At 64.1% G+C, this 16,429-nt stretch carries 15 protein-coding genes and 1 tRNA gene; 9 read left to right on the top strand and 7 right to left on the bottom strand.

Annotation, left to right across the window (positions count from 1 at the left end):
• Window positions 1–155 precede the first annotated feature (155 nt).
• Window positions 156–230, bottom strand: a tRNA-Thr gene (locus Q4C89_RS09760).
• A 212-nt stretch (window positions 231–442) separates the two neighbouring features.
• Here Q4C89_RS09760 and Q4C89_RS09755 point away from each other — a divergent pair.
• The 7 genes from Q4C89_RS09755 to Q4C89_RS09725 all read left to right on the top strand — a co-directional run bounded on the left by Q4C89_RS09755 (window position 443) and on the right by Q4C89_RS09725 (window position 8,347).
• Window positions 443–1,114 carry a PspA/IM30 family protein gene (locus tag Q4C89_RS09755; RefSeq protein ID WP_303102419.1) on the top strand — a complete coding sequence of 224 codons (672 nt, stop codon included), beginning with the start codon at window positions 443–445 and terminating at the stop codon, window positions 1,112–1,114.
• Between the two features lie 154 nt (window positions 1,115–1,268).
• Complete coding sequence (locus tag Q4C89_RS09750) at window positions 1,269–1,955, top strand: hypothetical protein (protein ID WP_303102418.1); 687 nt, start codon at window positions 1,269–1,271, stop codon at window positions 1,953–1,955.
• Entirely contained in the window at window positions 1,952–3,850 is a 1,899-nt protein-coding gene (dxs, locus tag Q4C89_RS09745) for a 1-deoxy-D-xylulose-5-phosphate synthase (protein ID WP_303102417.1), read from the top strand. The genes Q4C89_RS09750 and dxs overlap by 4 nt, the downstream gene beginning before the upstream one ends.
• A gap of 390 nt (window positions 3,851–4,240) precedes the next feature.
• Entirely contained in the window at window positions 4,241–5,758 is a 1,518-nt protein-coding gene (adh, locus tag Q4C89_RS09740) for an aldehyde dehydrogenase (RefSeq protein WP_303102416.1), read from the top strand.
• A 65-nt stretch (window positions 5,759–5,823) separates the two neighbouring features.
• On the top strand, window positions 5,824–6,237 hold the full coding sequence (locus Q4C89_RS09735; RefSeq protein WP_303102415.1) for a DUF779 domain-containing protein: 414 nt from the start codon (window positions 5,824–5,826) through the stop codon (window positions 6,235–6,237).
• Between the two features lie 93 nt (window positions 6,238–6,330).
• Window positions 6,331–7,815, top strand: a complete 1,485-nt coding sequence (gene proS, locus Q4C89_RS09730) for a proline--tRNA ligase (RefSeq protein ID WP_303102414.1) — start codon at window positions 6,331–6,333, stop codon at window positions 7,813–7,815.
• A gap of 160 nt (window positions 7,816–7,975) precedes the next feature.
• The gene (locus tag Q4C89_RS09725) at window positions 7,976–8,347 is read left to right on the top strand and encodes a hypothetical protein (protein ID WP_303102413.1); all 372 of its coding nucleotides are present in this window, start codon (window positions 7,976–7,978) and stop codon (window positions 8,345–8,347) included.
• Between the two features lie 62 nt (window positions 8,348–8,409).
• Here Q4C89_RS09725 and asnS read toward each other — a convergent pair whose 3' ends face one another.
• From asnS to Q4C89_RS09695, 6 genes are all read right to left on the bottom strand, one after another.
• Window positions 8,410–9,753, bottom strand: coding sequence for an asparagine--tRNA ligase (asnS, locus tag Q4C89_RS09720; protein WP_303102412.1), 1,344 nt, complete (start codon window positions 9,751–9,753; stop codon window positions 8,410–8,412).
• Window positions 9,754–9,809: 56 nt separating this feature from the next.
• Window positions 9,810–10,592 (bottom strand): nitroreductase family protein, encoded by a 783-nt coding sequence (locus tag Q4C89_RS09715; RefSeq protein WP_303102411.1) that lies wholly within the window; start codon window positions 10,590–10,592, stop codon window positions 9,810–9,812.
• 38 nt (window positions 10,593–10,630) lie between these two features.
• Window positions 10,631–10,939 carry a hypothetical protein gene (locus Q4C89_RS09710; protein WP_303102410.1) on the bottom strand — a complete coding sequence of 103 codons (309 nt, stop codon included), beginning with the start codon at window positions 10,937–10,939 and terminating at the stop codon, window positions 10,631–10,633.
• Between the two features lie 7 nt (window positions 10,940–10,946).
• Window positions 10,947–12,260 carry a low temperature requirement protein A gene (locus Q4C89_RS09705; protein WP_303102409.1) on the bottom strand — a complete coding sequence of 438 codons (1,314 nt, stop codon included), beginning with the start codon at window positions 12,258–12,260 and terminating at the stop codon, window positions 10,947–10,949.
• Window positions 12,257–12,856, bottom strand: coding sequence for a Holliday junction branch migration protein RuvA (gene ruvA, locus Q4C89_RS09700; protein ID WP_303102408.1), 600 nt, complete (start codon window positions 12,854–12,856; stop codon window positions 12,257–12,259). The genes Q4C89_RS09705 and ruvA overlap by 4 nt, the downstream gene beginning before the upstream one ends.
• A 113-nt stretch (window positions 12,857–12,969) precedes the next feature.
• Complete coding sequence (locus Q4C89_RS09695) at window positions 12,970–14,781, bottom strand: diguanylate cyclase (RefSeq protein ID WP_303102407.1); 1,812 nt, start codon at window positions 14,779–14,781, stop codon at window positions 12,970–12,972.
• A gap of 152 nt (window positions 14,782–14,933) precedes the next feature.
• Between Q4C89_RS09695 and gatC the strand changes: the two genes are divergently transcribed.
• Together gatC and serS are read left to right on the top strand one after the other, a co-directional pair.
• A complete protein-coding gene (gene gatC, locus Q4C89_RS09690; RefSeq protein WP_303102406.1) occupies window positions 14,934–15,224 on the top strand; it encodes an Asp-tRNA(Asn)/Glu-tRNA(Gln) amidotransferase subunit GatC in 291 nt (96 codons plus the stop codon).
• A 27-nt stretch (window positions 15,225–15,251) separates the two neighbouring features.
• Window positions 15,252–16,429 (top strand): serine--tRNA ligase (gene serS / locus Q4C89_RS09685; RefSeq protein WP_303102405.1); only part of this gene is annotated, 1,178 nt, incomplete at its 3' end.

The following is a 16,429-nucleotide window of genomic DNA, read 5'->3' as shown; positions in this document are numbered from 1 at the left end:
GGCCTCAAGGTACTGGGAGCACGGTTTATCTAAATGTTAATTTCCTTGTACTTAGTTTTTGCCAGTAGTGACACGGTAGTGACAAAACAGTGAAAATGGCTCATGAGAGCCATCAGGTCAAAAGCAAAAACCCCGCGCTAGGCGGGGCTTTTTCTTGGAGCCGAGGGTCGGACTTGAACCGACGACCTACTGATTACGAATCAGTTGCTCTACCACTGAGCTACATCGGCAGGCCTTTTCAGGCTCAAAAAGTATAGGAACGCCTCGCCAGCGTGTCAAGCTCGATGTTCTGTCTGCTTACCAGAAGATTGCACCTATGCCTGCCGATCTACCGTCGCATATAGCTGGACTCATCCATCCTTCAGCTGGCCTTAAAGCTCCTCTGTGATGTGCAACTCCGGTCTGGGGCAACGCGTAATGTGGCCTGTAAGGAGGCACCACCATGTCCATTCTCGACCGTCTTTCCCGTCTGCTCCGCGCCAACGTCAACGACATGATTTCCAAGGCCGAGGATCCGGCCAAGATTATCGACCAAGCCCTGCGCGATATGCGCGGCGCCTATGCCGACGCCCGCAGCGAAGTAGCCGACGCGATGACCCAGGCTGCCAAGCTCGAGCGCGAAGCTGGCACCAACACCAAGCTGTCTGCCGAGTACGAGAAGAAGGCCGAGGAAGCCCTGCGCGGCGGCAGTGAAGACCTTGCCCGTGAAGCCCTGCGCCGCGCCCAGAACCACAAGGACCTCGCCAAGGGCTTCGACGAGCAGCGGACCATTCAGCAGAGCACGATTGACCAGCTCAAGACCCAGCTGCGCGCTCTGGAAGCCAAAATCGACGAGATGGAGTCCAAGAAGACCCTGCTCGCCGCCCGGCAAAAGACCGCTCAAGCAGGTGCGACCCTCGACCGCGTTTCGGGCTTCGATAAGGCAGGCGGCGCGATGGACGCCTTCAACGAGATGGAGCGTAAGGTGGCCGGGATGGAAGACCGCAACGCTGCCATGAGTGAACTGCGTAAAGAAAAGGACTTCGACGAGCAGCTCAAGGATCTGGGCCGCGACAAGGATGTTGATGACGCGCTGGCGGCCCTCAAGGCCAAGGTGCAGGGCGAGAACAAGTAAGTTTTCCCGTTTTTTAGGGCAGGTCGGCGCTGTGGGCGTGACCTGCCCTTTTTCATTCCCGTGTCATGCATTGTGGTTCGCCGGTGCCGTTCATGGCCCGTTCGGTGTGTTGCCTCGCTGCATGTCCCGACCAGAAGCTGACACAATAGCCGCCATGAAGAATTTGCCTTCTCTCTTGCTGCTGGCTGCCCTCGTGCCTGCGCTGGGGGCCTGTGCGCCGCGCACCGACTCGGCGGCAGCGCCTGTGCGGGCCACTGTTCCCGTCAGCAGCGTGGGCTTTTATCCGCAACAGACGGGTCTGACCTGGACCTACGTGCCCGAGGACGAAACGGTGGGCGACCTGCCTTATGTGCTGCGGGCGCTGGGGCCGACCATTTTCACGGGCGAGTCGGTCAGCGCGACCCAGATGACCGGGCGCGGTGCCGAGCAGACGTGGTACCGCCGCGTGGGGGCCGATGGTGTGTTTCTGCTGGGGCTGCGTAAACCGGGCGTAACGGTGGCCCTCAACCCGGCCTGGCAGGAATACCCGGCTGAAAACGCCTGGAAAGTCGGTCTGGTCTGGCAGGGCAGATCGGCTGTCACCGTGGCGAGCGACGACGGGCAGGTCAAGGCCAGAGGCACCCTGAACTACCGCTACGAGGTGCAAGACCGCCGTCAGGTCACCACCCGCGCCGGAACCTTCAGCGTCTGGGTCGTGACCCGCCAGATGAGCGACGACGTGGGCGGGCTGTTTCCAGCCACCCAGCAGCTCTGGTTCACTCCCTTCGTCGGTGAAGTTCGCACACCGGAGGGGCTGCTGCTCACGGGCCGCAACTTTGCCACCAAAGGAGGCACGCCATGAACGAACTTCCTGCCTCATCCGGCTCCCCGGCGACGCCGCTGCTCGACCAGATTCATGGCCCCAGCGACCTCAAGCGGCTTTCGCGGGAGCAGTTGCCCCTGCTGACCGAGGAACTGCGCGGCGAAATCGTGCGCGTCTGCTCGCGTGGCGGGCTGCATCTGGCCTCCTCGTTGGGGGCGGTGGACATCATCACGGCGCTGCATTACGTGCTGGATTCGCCGCGTGACCGCATCCTCTTCGATGTGGGGCATCAGGCCTACGCCCACAAAATTCTGACCGGGCGACGCGGCGAGATGGCGAACATCAAGAAAGAAGGCGGCATCAGCGGCTTTACCAAAGTCTCCGAGTCCGAACACGACGCCATCACCGTCGGTCACGCTTCCACCAGCCTCGCCAACGCGCTGGGCATGGCGCTGGCGCGTGATGCGCTGGGCAAGGATTTTCATGTCGCTGCCGTCATCGGGGACGGGTCGCTGACGGGCGGGATGGCCCTCGCTGCGCTCAACACCATCGGCGACCTGAACCGCAGAATGCTGATTGTCGTGAACGACAACGAGATGAGCATCTCGGAAAACGTCGGGGCCATCAACAAATTCATGCGCGGGCTGCAAGTCCAGAAGTGGTTTCAGGAAGGCGAGGGCGCAGGCAAAAAGGCGGTCGAGGCCGTCAGTAAGCCGCTGGCCGACTTCATGAGCCGCGCCAAGAACTCGACCCGCCATTTCTTCGACCCCGCCAGCGTCAACCCCTTCGCAGCGATGGGCCTGCGCTACGTCGGGCCAGTGGACGGGCACAACGTGCAGGAACTCGTGTGGCTGCTCGAACGGCTGGTGGACCTCGACGGGCCGACCATCCTGCACATCGTCACCAAAAAGGGCAAGGGCCTGAGCTACGCCGAAGCCGACCCGATCTACTGGCACGGCCCCGCCAAATTCGACCCCGCGACGGGCGAGTATGTGCCCAGCAGCGCCTATTCGTGGAGCGCGGCCTTCGGCGAGGCCGTTACCGAGTGGGCCAAGACCGACCCGCGCACGTTTGTCGTCACGCCTGCCATGCGCGAGGGCAGCGGGCTGGTCGAATTCAGCAAAGTGCACCCCCACCGCTACCTCGACGTGGGCATTGCCGAGGAAGTCGCGGTGACGACGGCGGCGGGCATGGCGCTGCAAGGGCTGCGGCCCATCGTGGCGATTTACTCCACTTTCTTGCAACGCGCCTACGACCAGGTGTTGCACGATGTCGCCATCGAGAACCTGAACGTCACCTTCTGCATAGACCGCGCGGGCATCGTGGGTGCCGACGGTGCGACGCACAACGGCGTGTTCGACCTCAGCTTCCTGCGTTCCATCCCCGGCGTGCGAATCGGGCTGCCCAAAGACGCCGCCGAACTGCGCGGGATGCTCAAGTACGCCCAGACCCACGACGGCCCCTTCGCCATTCGCTACCCGCGTGGCAACACCACCCAGGTGCCTGCCGGAACGTGGCCGGCCCTTAAGTGGGGTGAGTGGGAACGCCTGAAAGACGGCGACGACGTGGTGATTCTGGCGGGCGGCAAGGCGCTCGAATACGCCCAGCAAGCGGCCCAGGACTTGCCAGGGGTCGGCGTGGTGAACGCCCGTTTCGTCAAGCCGCTCGATGAGAAGATGCTGCGCGAGGTGGCGAGTACGGCCCGCGCCCTGGTCACGGTGGAAGACAACACGGTGGTCGGCGGCTTCGGGGGGGCGGTGCTGGAAAGCCTGAACGCGATGGGCCTGCAGACGCCCGTGCGGGTACTGGGCATTCCCGATGAATTCCAGGAACATGCCACCGCCGAGAGTGTCCACGCCCGCGCCGGGATAGATGCCCAGGCCATTCGCACGGTGCTGGCGGAGCTGGGGGTGGATGTCCCGCTGGGCGTGTGAAGCGGGCAGGGGAGGGGGTGGAAGGTGGAGCAACCTTGCGAGTTGCGAGAAGAGTAGTATTCCCGAATTTCTCCGCCTCCTTGCCGTGCTGAGGAGCTTGACGCTTCTTTTCTCGCTGCGCTGACGGACTTTCTTCGACCACATCCTGTCTGGGGGTGTGGTTTAAGTTTTGTTCGTTGAGTCGCATTTTCCGAGCAATCCGGCGTTGACGGAAACCCAGCCCTGTGTCGGAGAAGTACCTGACCCACCGACACAGGCGCTTCCGCCTTTGCTCCCCCTTCCCCCCGAAACATTTGACCGCCGTGCTAGCATCGGCCTGTTCACAAAATTCGGTGGAGTCGCCCAGGGCGGCTTCTGGGTCTGTTGTTTTCGCCAAGCAAGGAGAAAGTCATGACTTATGCCAAGCCCGGCACGCCAGGCAGCGTCGTTTCGTTTCGGGAGCAGTACGACAACTGGATTGGCGGCGAGTACCGCGCTCCCGTCGGCGGGGAATATTTCGACAATCCTTCGCCGGTGGACGGACAGGTGTTTACCCGCGTGGCCCGCTCCGACGCCCGCGACATCGAACTGGCGCTGGACGCCGCGCACGCCGCCGCCCCCGCCTGGGGCAAGACGAGTCCGGCAGAACGCGCGGTGATTCTCAACAAAATTGCCGACCGCATGCAGGAGAATCTGGAAAAGCTGGCGGTCGCCGAAACCTGGGACAACGGCAAGCCCGTCCGTGAAACGCTGAACGCCGACTTGCCGCTCGCCATCGACCATTTCCGGTATTTCGCAGGCTGCATCCGGGCGCAGGAAGGCGGCCTGAGCCAGATTGACGAAACCACCGTGGCCTACCACTTCCATGAGCCGCTGGGCGTGGTGGGCCAGATTATTCCCTGGAACTTCCCTCTGCTGATGGCCGTCTGGAAGCTCGCCCCGGCGCTGGCAGCCGGAAACGCCGTGGTCATCAAGCCCGCCGAGCAGACGCCCGCCACCATCCTGATGCTGATGGAAGTGATTGGCGACCTGTTGCCGCCCGGTGTGGTGAACGTGGTCAACGGCTTTGGCGTGGAAGCGGGCAAGCCGCTGGCGAGCAGCCCCCGCATCGCCAAAATCGCCTTTACGGGCGAGACGACGACGGGACGGCTCATCATGCAGTACGCCTCGCAAAACCTGATTCCGGTCACGCTGGAACTCGGGGGCAAGTCGCCCAACATCTTCTTCGAGGACGTGATGGCGCAGGACGACGAGTACCTCGATAAGGCCATCGAGGGCCTCGTGATGTTCGCGCTCAACCAGGGCGAAATCTGCACCTGCCCGAGCCGCGCCCTGGTGCAGGAAAGCATCTACGACCGCTTCATGGAACGCGCCCTGAAACGTGTCGAGGCCATCAAGATGGGCCATCCGCTCGACCCTGGCACCATGATCGGCGCGCAGGTGAGCAACGACCAGTTCGAAAAGATTCTTTCTTACATCGACATCGGCAAGGCGGAAGGCGCGGAAGTCCTCACCGGGGGCCACCGGGCCGAGAACGGCGGGCCGGAGGGTGGGTACTACGTCACGCCCACCGTCTTCAAAGGCCACAACCGCATGCGCATCTTTCAGGAAGAAATCTTCGGCCCCGTGCTGGCGGTGACGACCTTCAAGGATGAAGCCGAAGCCCTCGCCATCGCCAACGATTCGCTCTACGGCCTGGGGGCGGGCGTGTGGACACGCGACATCAGCCGCGCCTACCGCATGGGCCGGGCGATTCAGGCGGGCCGGGTCTGGACCAACTGCTACCACGCCTACCCCGCGCACGCCGCGTTCGGTGGGTACAAGCAGTCGGGCATCGGGCGCGAGAACCACAAGATGATGCTCGGCCACTACCAGCAGACCAAGAACCTCCTGGTGAGCTACAGCGCCAACAAACTCGGCTTTTTCTAGAACGCATATTCGGCGCTGGGCGAGGATTTTTCCTGCTGCCCGGCGCATTTTCTTCCGGAGGTGACATGACCCCTGCCGACCCTTCTGCGCCCACCCCTGCCTGCGCCGAGCGCGTTACTTTGACCCCCGCTGCCGAAGAGCTTCTCCGAAAACTCGCCGCACGGCACGGTCCCCTGATGTTTCACCAGTCGGGCGGCTGCTGCGACGGCTCCAGCCCGATGTGTTACCCCAGGGGCGAATTCCACGTCGGGGGGCAGGACGTGAAACTGGGCGAGGTGGCGGGGCATCCTTTCTGGATGTCGGCGTCGCAGTTCGAGTACTGGCAGCACACGCACTTGACGGTGGACGTGGTGCCGGGACGGGGCAGCGGCTTCAGCGTGGAAGCCCCGGAAGGCGTCCGCTTTCTGATTCGTTCGCGGCTGTTCACGCCGCAGGAAGAGGAACAGTTGCGCCCCGTCGAGCGCGGCGACCAGGGATGACGTGGCAACCGGGTACCAGGAAAAGCTGAGGGCCTTAGACCAAATGGCCTAAACGCCGCCTGATTCGCCCTGAAGCCGCTATCCTAGGCGGCGATGACGAAAGACGGCAAGAAACCCGACAACAAAGCCCAGCAGTACGGCGTGACCCCCCAGAGCGTCGATTTCAACGACTGGTACAACGAAGTCGTGAAAAAGGCCGACCTCGCCGACCACAGCCCCGTGGCGGGCGCCATGGTGGTGCGGCCCTACGGTACGGCCCTGTGGGAAAACATTCAGCGTGGCCTGGATGACCGTTTCAAGGCGACGGGACACCAGAATCTGCTGTTTCCGACGCTGATTCCCATGAACTTCATCATGAAGGAAGCCGAACACGTGGAAGGCTTTGCGCCCGAACTGTTTACGGTCAGCAAAATCGGCACCGAAGAACTGGCCGAGCCGTATGTGATGCGACCCACCTCTGAAACCATCATCGGGCATATGTGGTCGGGCTGGCTGAACTCTTACCGCGACCTGCCTTTTTTGCATAACCAGTGGGGCAGCGTCTTCCGCGCCGAGTTGCGAACCAAGCCTTTCCTGCGGACTAGCGAATTTTTCTGGCAGGAGGGCCACACCGCCCACGCCTCCGAAGAAGAAGCCCGCGCTGAGGTTCGCCAGCAGCTGGACGAATACCACAGCTTTTGCCGCGACGTGCTGGCGCTGCCCGTGGTGCGCGGCGAAAAAACCGCTTCTGAGCGTTTTGCGGGGGCCAGCAATACCTATTCCATTGAAGGCATGATGCGCGACGGCAAAGCGCTGCAAAGTGGCACCTCGCACTACCTGGCCCAGAACTTCAGCCGCGCCTTCGGGGTCAAGTTCCAGACTGCCGAGCAGAAGGAAGAATTCGCCTACACCACGTCCTGGGGCCTGTCCAGCCGCATTATCGGGGCCATCATCATGACGCACGGTGACGACTTCGGCCTGATGATGCCGCCCCGCATCGCGCCCATTCAGGTCGTGATTATTCCCGTGGGCCGTAAGGACAACTTCGACCAGATGTGCGAGGAAGGCGAAAAGCTGGCGGGGGAGCTTCGCGCTGCTGGCCTGCGCGTCAAGGTGGACAAGCGCGACGGCGTGACCAACGGCTTCAAGTACAACGATTGGGAACTCAAGGGCGTACCCGTGCGCGTGGAACTTGGCCCCCGCGACCTGGAAAGCGGCGTGGTGGTCGTCAAGAACCGCAACGCCGAGGAGAAGGAAACCCTGCCCCGCGCCGAAGCTGTGGCCGGGATGCAGGTGCGTCTGGACGCCATTCACGACTTCCTGCTGGGGCGCGCCACCGATTTCATGCTGGACAACACCGTGACGGTGGACAATTACGACGACTTCAAGGCCGCCATCGAAGCGGGCAAGTGGGTGCGCGCCTTCCACTGCGGCGACCCCGAGTCCGAGAAGAAGATCAAGGAAGAAACCAAGGCCACCATCCGCAACGTGCCACTGGACGACGCCGAATTCTTTGCCGAGCGCGAGGAAGGGGTGTGCTTCCACACGGGCAAACCCAGCGGCTACAGCAAGCGCGTGATTTTCGGGCGGCAGTACTGAGGCCCACGGCGCAAGACTGAACACCGATGGCAAAAACACCGCTCTGGCCCAGGCTGGAGCGGTGTGTTCAGTTCTCTGGACGGTGGTCTGGGCCGAGGGGCGGCTCTCCTTTGCCTTCTTCCCACTTTCTGGGTTCCGCCACGTGAGATGATGCCCAATGATGAATTCTGTTTTCCTTCGCTCGGCGGTGGTGACCGGGTTACTGATTGCGGCGGTCAATGTTCTGTTCGCAGGAATTGACTACGGCTTTAACCGCCTGCCCATCTGGTTCTATCTGGTGCAATTGCTGATTCTGCCGGCCATGCTGCTGCCTCTGCGCATGTTTCCCCAGGCCGCCATGACCCCCGACTACCTGCGCCGCGCCGCGCTGTACGCCCTGGGCTGGGCCGTGCCTTACGCCATCTACAAGTTTTCTTCCGACGCGCTGAACCCCGCGTTCACGCCTGCCGCGTCTCTGGCGGGCTACCTGTTCACGGTCATGCTGTTTGCCCTGCTGTTCGCAGCCATTCGTAAACCCCCCACCCGGAAATAAACGTCAAAAAAGGGGAGAGGGAAGGCGGCGCGGCCCTCCCTCTCTCTTTTGACGTGCTGCCGTTACGGGAACATGCGCGTCAGCATGCGTGGGAAGGGAATCGCTTCGCGGATGTGGTCAATGCCTGTAATCCACGCGATGAAGCGCTCCAGGCCCATGCCGTAGCCCGCGTGGGGCATGCTGCCCATCTTGCGGAGGTCGAGATACCACTCGAAGGCTTCCATCGGCAGGCCCTGCTGCTCAATGCGCGATTTCAGCAGCTCGTAATCGTGGATACGCTCCGAGCCGCCGATGATTTCGCCGTAGCCTTCGGGCGCAATCATGTCGTCGCACAGGGCCACGCGGGGGTCTTCGGGGTCGGGCTGCATGTAAAAGGCTTTGATGGCGGCGGGGTACTTCTCGATCATGACGGGGCGGTCGAAGTGGTGGCCCAGAATCGTCTCGTGCGGCGCACCGAGGTCGTCGCCCCACTCGACGGGCTGCACGTCGTCTTGCACGTTGGGCGGCAGGTCGCGGTCTTCGATGTGCTTGCGGATCATGTCCAGCGCCTCGGTGTAGGTCACGCGGGGGTAGTTGCCCTCAGCGGCGCCTGCCAGCTTGGACACGTCGCGGCCCAGGAGATCAAGTTCGGTCTGGCACTCGCTCAGCACTTTACGCACCAGGAAGCTGACCATGCGCTCTTGCAGGTTCATGTTCTCGGCGTGGCTACTGGGCGCGACTTCGGGTTCGATCATCCAGAATTCGAGCAGGTGGCGCCGGGTCTTGGATTTCTCGGCGCGGAAGGTGGGGCCGAAGGTGTAGACCTTGCCGAACGCGAACGCCCCCGCCTCGGCGTGGAGTTGCCCGGTCTGCGACAGGTAGGCCTTGTCCTCACCGAACAGGTCGATTTCAAACAGTTCGGTGGTGTCCTCGGCGGCGTTGGGGGTAAAAAACGGTGCGTCGAAACGCACGAAGCCCTCGCCGTGAAAAAACTCGACGATACCGCGCTGGATGCAGTCGCGCACGCGCAGGATGGCCCAGGGACGGCGGTGACGCAGCCACAGGTGGCGGTGGTCCATCAGGAATTCGATGCCGTGTTCCTTGGGCGTAATCGGGTATTCGCCCGCGTTTTCCGAAATCACTTTCAGGTCACGCACGCTGAGTTCCACGCCGCCGGGAGCGCGTTCGTCGGCTCGCACCTCGCCCGTGACGGTCACGGCCTGTTCCTGCGTCAGCCGCTTGGCGGCCTCGAAGACTTCTTCGGACACGTCGCCCTTGAACACGGTGCCCTGCACGAAGCCGGAGCCGTCGCGCAGCTTGAGAAACTGAATTTTGCCCTTGCCGCTCTTGTCTTGTAGCCAGGCGTGGACGCTGACGGTCTGCCCGACGTGTTGCCCAAGGTCACGAATATTGGAGTGGGTACTCATCGGCCCCGATTATGCCCGATAAGGGCCGGAGGGCGGGAAAAACCGGGGGCGTGGCGTCAATCCTGCTCGGGTTGGCCCCAGGCTTCACGGTGGACGAACTGCCCCAGCCGCTTGCGGTGGCGGCTGCTCCAGTCGATAGAGGGCCGCGCCGTTTCTTCGGGCAGGTAGCCGAGGCGGTAGACCGCCATCAGTTCGAGGTCGTCGGGAACGTTCAGCAGCGTCTGAATCGCCTGCCAGTGGCGCGGAATCTCCATCGGGGTGCTGACGAACTGAATGCCCATGCCCAGCGCCCCCACCGCGTTCCAGATGTTTTCCATCGCCGCGCCGAGGCCGAAGACCGAGTAAAAGCCGCTGAGTTCGCCGGGGCGGTACTCGGACTTGTCGAGCAGCGCCGCCAGCAGCAGAGGACTACCCGCCACCAGTTTGCGGTTGTCCTCACCGAGTTTTTTGGGCACGCCGAGTTGCCGCATCAGCTTCAGGCCCGCGTCGCTGAAGACCTGCCGGGTAAAGGGTTTGAGGGGCCCAGGCAGGCGGTCAATGTGAATGCCGTCGCGCCGCTCGTCCATCTCCTGCTCCGAGAAGCGGAAATAGCGGCGATACCGCTCGAAAAACACCCCCGCGTCTATCAGTTCGGTCATGCTCTGGCCCGCGATGTCGGCCACCCGCGCAATCGTCTGGGGGTTCTCGATCAGGACGAAGCGCCAGGGCTGCGAGTTGAAATGGCTGGGGGCCGCCTGCGCGACCCGCATCAGCAGGTGCTGGTGCTCGCGGCTGACCGGGTCGGGCCGAAAAAGGCCGTTGGTCGTGCGCCGGGCGAGCATTCCTTCAATCAGTTCCATGCCGCGAGGCTAGCGCAGGGGCGGGGGCCATCAAAGGGTCACCATGCACCCCACAGCCCCACCCCGAAGGCCAGCGCACAGGCCAGCGCCCGCTGCCAGTGGTCGGCGCGGCCCGGACGGGTGCGCGGCATGCTGAGCAGCAGCACCAGCGCGGGCAGCAGCCAGAGCCCCCGGCGACCCGCCAGCAGGCCCGACAGCAGGGTTCCCACGCAGACAGCGAAAAAGAGCGCGTGGTGGGGCCAGCGGGCCAGGTCAGTGCGCCAGCCGAGTTGCAACGACAGGCCCAGCCCCAGCAGTGTGAGCAGCAGCCCGGTGGTCAGCAGCAGTGACAGGTGCAGAAGCGACATGGGCGGCTCACGTGGTCTGGCGGCGCTCGGCCTGTTGCTTCTCGCCCTGCTTTGCCGTGGCTTCTGCGGCGGTTTCCAGATGGGCGCTCAGGGTTTCTTCCAGTTGCCCGAGTTGCCGCGTGGCCGGATCGTTGGCGACCAAGGCGGCGACGCCGACCATCAAGGCCGCGACGAAGCCCTGAACCTGAAGGGTGTCGAGGTCGAAAAAAGCGAGAGACGCCGCGCCGAGTGCGCCCACGATGAGGGCGAGCAGGCTGCGGTCGGCGGTGGGCTGTCCGGCCACCCGGCGGGAATTCCAGCGCAAGAAGGCGAGGGTCACGAGTGCGCCGCACAGCGGCCAGACGACGAACTGCTGCTGCGTGGCGGCTTCTTTGGCGGTGTCGCTGCTGATGCCGTGCCCGAGGCCCACACCCAGCATGACCACGCTGAGGGTAAAGGGCAGGTGGGCGTAGAGCCAGGCCAGCGTGCCGCGCAACTGCCCCTGCATCCTGGCCCGCAGCAGCGGCAGGGCGCGGGCCTGATCGAAATAGATGCGCCACAGGGCCACCACGCTCAGAATCGAGAACAGGGCGGGCAGCAGAACCGTCCAGCCGAGTTGCTGCTGCCGACTGCCATTCACCACTTCGGTCATGACTCCGCCCAGAGCGATGATTTGCAGCAGGCCCACCCGTTCGGGTAGGTGGCCCTCGTGGGGCAGGGCTTGCAGGTTGCGGCGACGGGCCAGCACCGGGTTCAGAAAGTCGAGCAGCAGTGCCCCCACCCAGACCTCGAGTTGAGCAGATGAGCCACTGGGCAGCAGCGCCGAACCCAGCCACAGCAGTCCCGCCGTACCGACCACGCTGGCGGTGCGGCGCGACAGGGTCACCGCGTCGGAAGTGCGGCGGTCGGCCCACAGGTGCAGCCCCGCGTGAAGCAGGCGGTTGATTCCGAAGGCGACGGCAAAATACACGCCTGTCTGCCTGAGGTCGCCGCGCTCGATGGTGGCGATCATGGCCATCAGGACGATCTCGGCCAGCGTGCCCCAGCGGTAAGTCCGGCACTCGTTGCCGTAGCGGGCGGCAAAGGTGGCGTTGCTGGCCCAGGCCCACCAGATGGCCGTGAACATGACCACAAATATGACGATGTTTTCTAGCGATTGCGAGTCACCCAGCCGTTTGGCGAGCTGGTCGAAGGCCACCACGAAAATCAGGTCGAAAAACAGTTCGAGCCAGCTGACCTTCTGCTCTATTCCGGCGGGAGTGCCAGGCCCGTTGGGGTCATGGGCCTGGTTGCTGACCGTCTGTCCTTGCAAGGAGAGGTCGTCAGGCTGACCGTGGGTCACCGCAGCCTTCCCAGCGACTTGCGAATGAGCGTGTCGGCACTCGCTTCCGGGTCTTGGGACAGCAGTTCGGCCACCGCCGCCCGCACCTGCACCTCGCGGAAGCCCAGCGCCAGCAGCGCCTCCACCGCGTCGTTGCCCGCCGTGCTCTGCACCGGGGTGGCCCGCTTGACCGCGCTGCCCGCGCCCGCCGCCAGATATTCGGGCACCTTGCTGCTCAGTTCGAGGGCCAGCCGCTCGGCGGTCTTCTTGCCCACGCCGCTCACGCTCGACAGCAGCTTGACATCCGCTCCGATCAGGGCCGCCGCCAGCGCCGACACGGGCAGTGCCGAGAGCAGGCCCAGGCCCAGTTTCGGCCCCACGCCGCTGACACTGGTGAGGAGGTCGAACAGTTTGAGGTGGTCGGCGTCGGGAAAACCAAACAGCAACTGGGCGTCCTCGCGCACGATGAAACGGGTCGAAAATTCGGCGGCCTCGCCCACTTTCAGGCCCGCCAGCATCCCCGCCGGACACTGCACCTCGTACCCCACGCCGCCCGTGACGACCACGGCGCTCCCTTCGCGTACCTCGCGCACCACGCCGGACAGATAAGCAATCATCAGGCCCAGAGTCTAGGGGTACGGTACCCCCAAGAATTCAAGTGCATTTCACGAAACGATAGGCGAATGTTTGCGGATACGGACGGGAGGTGTTGGGGCGCGCCCCTCCGCTCTCAGCCTTCCGCCCGCGTCACCCGGTTGCGCCCCGCCGTCTTGGAGGCATACAGGGCTTCGTCGGCCCGCTTGACGAACGCTTCGGGCGTCTGCTCTGGGATGTAGAGGGCCACGCCCTGCGACACCGTGATTTGGCCCAGCGCGATGCCCGAGTGGGTCAGCGTCCAGCTTTCGACTTCCAGCCGCACCCGTTCGGCCAGGGCCAGTGCCGCCGCGAGGTCGTGGCCCGGCAGCAACATCGTGAACTCCTCGCCGCCGGGCCGGGCCGCGAGGCCGCCTGCCGGGGTCAGGTCGCGCAGGGTGGCCCCCAGGCGCACCAGCACGGCGTCGCCCGCGTCGTGCCCGAAGGTGTCGTTCAGGCGCTTGAAATGGTCTATGTCGAGCGCGATGAGCGAGAGCGCTTCCCCGGTGCTGCTGGCGTGGGCGGTCTGGCTGCTCAGTTGCTGTTCCAGATGGCGGCGGTTCGCCAGCCCCGTCAGCGGGTCACGCAGAGACTGCTGAAGCAGGCGGTCTTGCAGTTGCAGCGCCGAGAGTGCCAGGCCGATTTGACGGGTCAGCGGAACGAACAGTTGGCGCAGTTCCTCCCAGTCTTCGAGCACGCTGGCGGGGGCGCCTTGCTGCGGGTAGACGCGCAGCAGCCCCAGGGTTTCGCCGTGGGAAAACAGGGGAAAGCAGACATAGTCGTTGGGCCGCGCCGCCTCTCCCAGCGCGCCTTCCAGGCACGGCGGGGCAAAGCGGCCTTCGCCGGGAAACCGCGCTTCGCCGCGCCGCAAGGCCCAGCAGTGTTCGGGCGTGGCCGGGCGCGGCTGGGCCTGTTCGCCCCAGTGGGTCAGGGGCAGCAGCAGGTTGCGCGAGGCGTTGTACATCAGCAGCAGACCCGACGTGTGGGGCAGCAGGGTGGGGAGGGCGCGGGAAAGAATTTGCGCCGCTTCCTCCAGACTGCGGGCCGCCTGAAGCCAGTCGCTCAGTTCGCCCAGCGCCCGCATCTGCACGTTGCGGCGGCTCAGTTCATCGGCCCGCTGCTGGCTCTGGCTCTGGGCCTGGGTCAGTTGCTCGCTCATGTGGTTGAAATCCTGTCCCAGACGGCTGAGTTCGGTGATGCCGCCGACCTGAACCTTGACCTGTTGCCCGCCCGTCCGCAGCGCCTTCAGTCCCCGCCCCAGATGCCGGAAGCCGCTGGAGAGCAGGCCGCCCAGCACGCCCGCCGCCAGGCCGCTCGTAACCAGCAGGGTCACGCCCATCAGCACCAGGTTGAGGCGCAGGCGGCGCAGTTGGGCGCGGGCCTGGGCTTCCTGGGCGATCAGACGCTGCTGCTCACGGGCTTCGTAGGAGGCGACCCGCTGACGCAGGGCGTCAATCAACGACTTGCCGCGCCCGGTACTCACCAGAGCGCGGGCTTCGGCGCCCCGCCCCGCTCGGGTGGCGGCGATTTCGGGTTCGGCAATCTCGATGATCCAGCGCTGGGCCAAGCTGTCGATGCGGTTCAGGTCGCGCAGGGCCAGGTCGCTTTCGGGCAGGCTGGCGGCGAGTGTTCGCAGGCGGGCCAGCCGTCCGGGCAGTTCGGTGCGGCCCCGGTGGTAGGGTTCCAGAAATTCCTCACGTCCGGCGACTACGTAGCCGCGTACTCCCGTTTCCATCTCCACCACGGCTTGCAGCACCTGGGTCAGTTGGGCCGACTCGGTGCGAATCTTGATGACCTGCGAGGTCGCCTTGACGCGGTCGTTGAGTGACCCGCTCAGGACGATAAAAGCCAGTGCCAGTGTCGCCCACAGCGGAAGCTGTCCCAGCAGCAGCAGGTGGCGGAGGTTCATGACAAGCAGTTTAAGGGAGTTGGGCACGGGGTCACTTGGCAAAAGGCCACAGAGGACGCGGTGCGGGCAGCGAGGCGAGGGAGAGAAACTGCACAGGCGGGGGAACACCGACGCCGCAAGAAGTCGCCGCGCCCCCGCGTATACTTCGCTGCATGATTGACGCGGCCCAAATAGACCATCTGGCAGCCCTGGCACGGCTGGAACTCACGCCCGACGAGCGGCAGGCCATGCGAGAAGACCTCTCGCGGGTGCTGGGCTACTTCGAGCAACTCGGCGCGGCCCCCACCGAGGGCGTCAGCGAAATGCAGCGCCCGGTGGACCTCGTCAACGTGCTGCGTGAAGACGTGCCCGGCGAAGTGTTGCCCGCTGGCGTGGTGCCGTCTTTGACCACCGAAACCCAGGACGGCTTTATCCGCGTGCCGCGCACCGTCGAAACCGAGTAATTTTCCCCTTTTTGCTGGAGACCTGAAATGCTGGACTTGAAGTTTATCCGTGAACACCCCGAAGCCGTACGAGAGGCCATTCGCGTCAAAAATATCAACTTGGATTTGGACGACCTGCTTCAGCGTGACCGTGACCTGGTGGCCCTCAAGCAAAAAGTCGAGGCCATGCAGACCGAGCGCAACGCCAACGCCAAGCTGGTGCCCAAGGCCAGCCCCGAGGAGCGCCCCGCCCTGATTCAGAAGGGCAAAGACTTGGGTGAAGAACTCAAGGCGCTTGAACCGCAACTGCGCGACGCCGAGGAAGCCTTCCGCCTGTTGCTGCTGCGCGTGCCCAACATTCCCCTGCCCGGCGTGCCCGTCGGCAAGGATGACGAGGACAATGTCGAACTGCGCCGCGAGGGAAATCTGCCCGACTTTGGGTTTACGCCGCTCGATCAGGTCGAGATTCTGGAAAAGCAGGGCTGGGCCGACTTCGAGCGCGTGGCCCGCGTGAGCGGCAGCCGCAGCTACCTCCTGAAAGGCGAAGCGGCGCTGCTGGAAATGGCGATTCTGATGTTTGCGATGGATTTTCTGTCGCAGCGGGGCTTTACGCCGCTCTCGACCACCGCTCTGGTGCGCCGCGAAACCCTGTTCAACTCGGGCCATTTTCCCGGTGACGAGGAATCGGTCTACAAATTTGCCGAGGACGAGTTGCTGCTCGCCGGAACTGCCGAGGTGCCGATCAACAGCCTTTACGCGGGCGAGCAACTCAGCGCCGAAGACCTCCCGATGACCATCGCGGGCTTCAGCGCCGCCTTCCGCCGCGAAGCGGGCAGCGCCGGGCGCGACGTGCGCGGTCTGATTCGCGTTCACGAGTTCCGCAAAGTCGAGCAGTACGTCATCTGCAAAGCCGACCAAGAAGAGGGCCTGCGCTGGTTCCATAACCTGCTGCAAAACGCCGAAGACCTGCTGCGGGCGCTGGAATTGCCCTACCGCGTCATTCAGAACTGCACGGGCGACATGGGCGCGGGCAAAGTCCTGATGTACGACATCGAAACCTGGGTGCCGAGTGAGCAGAAGTACCGCGAAACCCACTCGTGCAGCTACCTGGGCGACTGGCAGGCGCGGCGCACCGGCCTGCGCTACCGCGACGAGGCGGGCAAATTGCAGTACGCCCATACCCTCAACAACACCGGGATTGCCAGCCCGCGCATTCTGGTGCCGTT

The sequence above is a fragment of the Deinococcus sp. genome (assembly GCF_030523985.1).
GTDB lineage: Bacteria > Deinococcota > Deinococci > Deinococcales > Deinococcaceae > Deinococcus.
This window is presented reverse-complemented; position numbering and strand designations above follow the sequence as displayed.

What these genes read in the sequence shown, in the direction of transcription:
- Q4C89_RS09755 (WP_303102419.1), top strand. Translation starts at nt 443, where the DNA reads ATGTCCATTCTCGACCGTCTTTCCCGTCTGCTCCGCGCCAACGTCAAC.
- Q4C89_RS09750 (WP_303102418.1), top strand. Translation starts at nt 1,269, where the DNA reads ATGAAGAATTTGCCTTCTCTCTTGCTGCTGGCTGCCCTCGTGCCTGCG.
- dxs (WP_303102417.1), top strand. Translation starts at nt 1,952, where the DNA reads ATGAACGAACTTCCTGCCTCATCCGGCTCCCCGGCGACGCCGCTGCTC.
- adh (WP_303102416.1), top strand. Translation starts at nt 4,241, where the DNA reads ATGACTTATGCCAAGCCCGGCACGCCAGGCAGCGTCGTTTCGTTTCGG.
- Q4C89_RS09735 (WP_303102415.1), top strand. Translation starts at nt 5,824, where the DNA reads ATGACCCCTGCCGACCCTTCTGCGCCCACCCCTGCCTGCGCCGAGCGC.
- proS (WP_303102414.1), top strand. Translation starts at nt 6,331, where the DNA reads ATGACGAAAGACGGCAAGAAACCCGACAACAAAGCCCAGCAGTACGGC.
- Q4C89_RS09725 (WP_303102413.1), top strand. Translation starts at nt 7,976, where the DNA reads ATGAATTCTGTTTTCCTTCGCTCGGCGGTGGTGACCGGGTTACTGATT.
- asnS (WP_303102412.1), bottom strand. Translation starts at nt 9,753, where the DNA reads ATGAGTACCCACTCCAATATTCGTGACCTTGGGCAACACGTCGGGCAG.
- Q4C89_RS09715 (WP_303102411.1), bottom strand. Translation starts at nt 10,592, where the DNA reads ATGGAACTGATTGAAGGAATGCTCGCCCGGCGCACGACCAACGGCCTT.
- Q4C89_RS09710 (WP_303102410.1), bottom strand. Translation starts at nt 10,939, where the DNA reads ATGTCGCTTCTGCACCTGTCACTGCTGCTGACCACCGGGCTGCTGCTC.
- ruvA (WP_303102408.1), bottom strand. Translation starts at nt 12,856, where the DNA reads ATGATTGCTTATCTGTCCGGCGTGGTGCGCGAGGTACGCGAAGGGAGC.
- Q4C89_RS09695 (WP_303102407.1), bottom strand. Translation starts at nt 14,781, where the DNA reads ATGAACCTCCGCCACCTGCTGCTGCTGGGACAGCTTCCGCTGTGGGCG.
- gatC (WP_303102406.1), top strand. Translation starts at nt 14,934, where the DNA reads ATGATTGACGCGGCCCAAATAGACCATCTGGCAGCCCTGGCACGGCTG.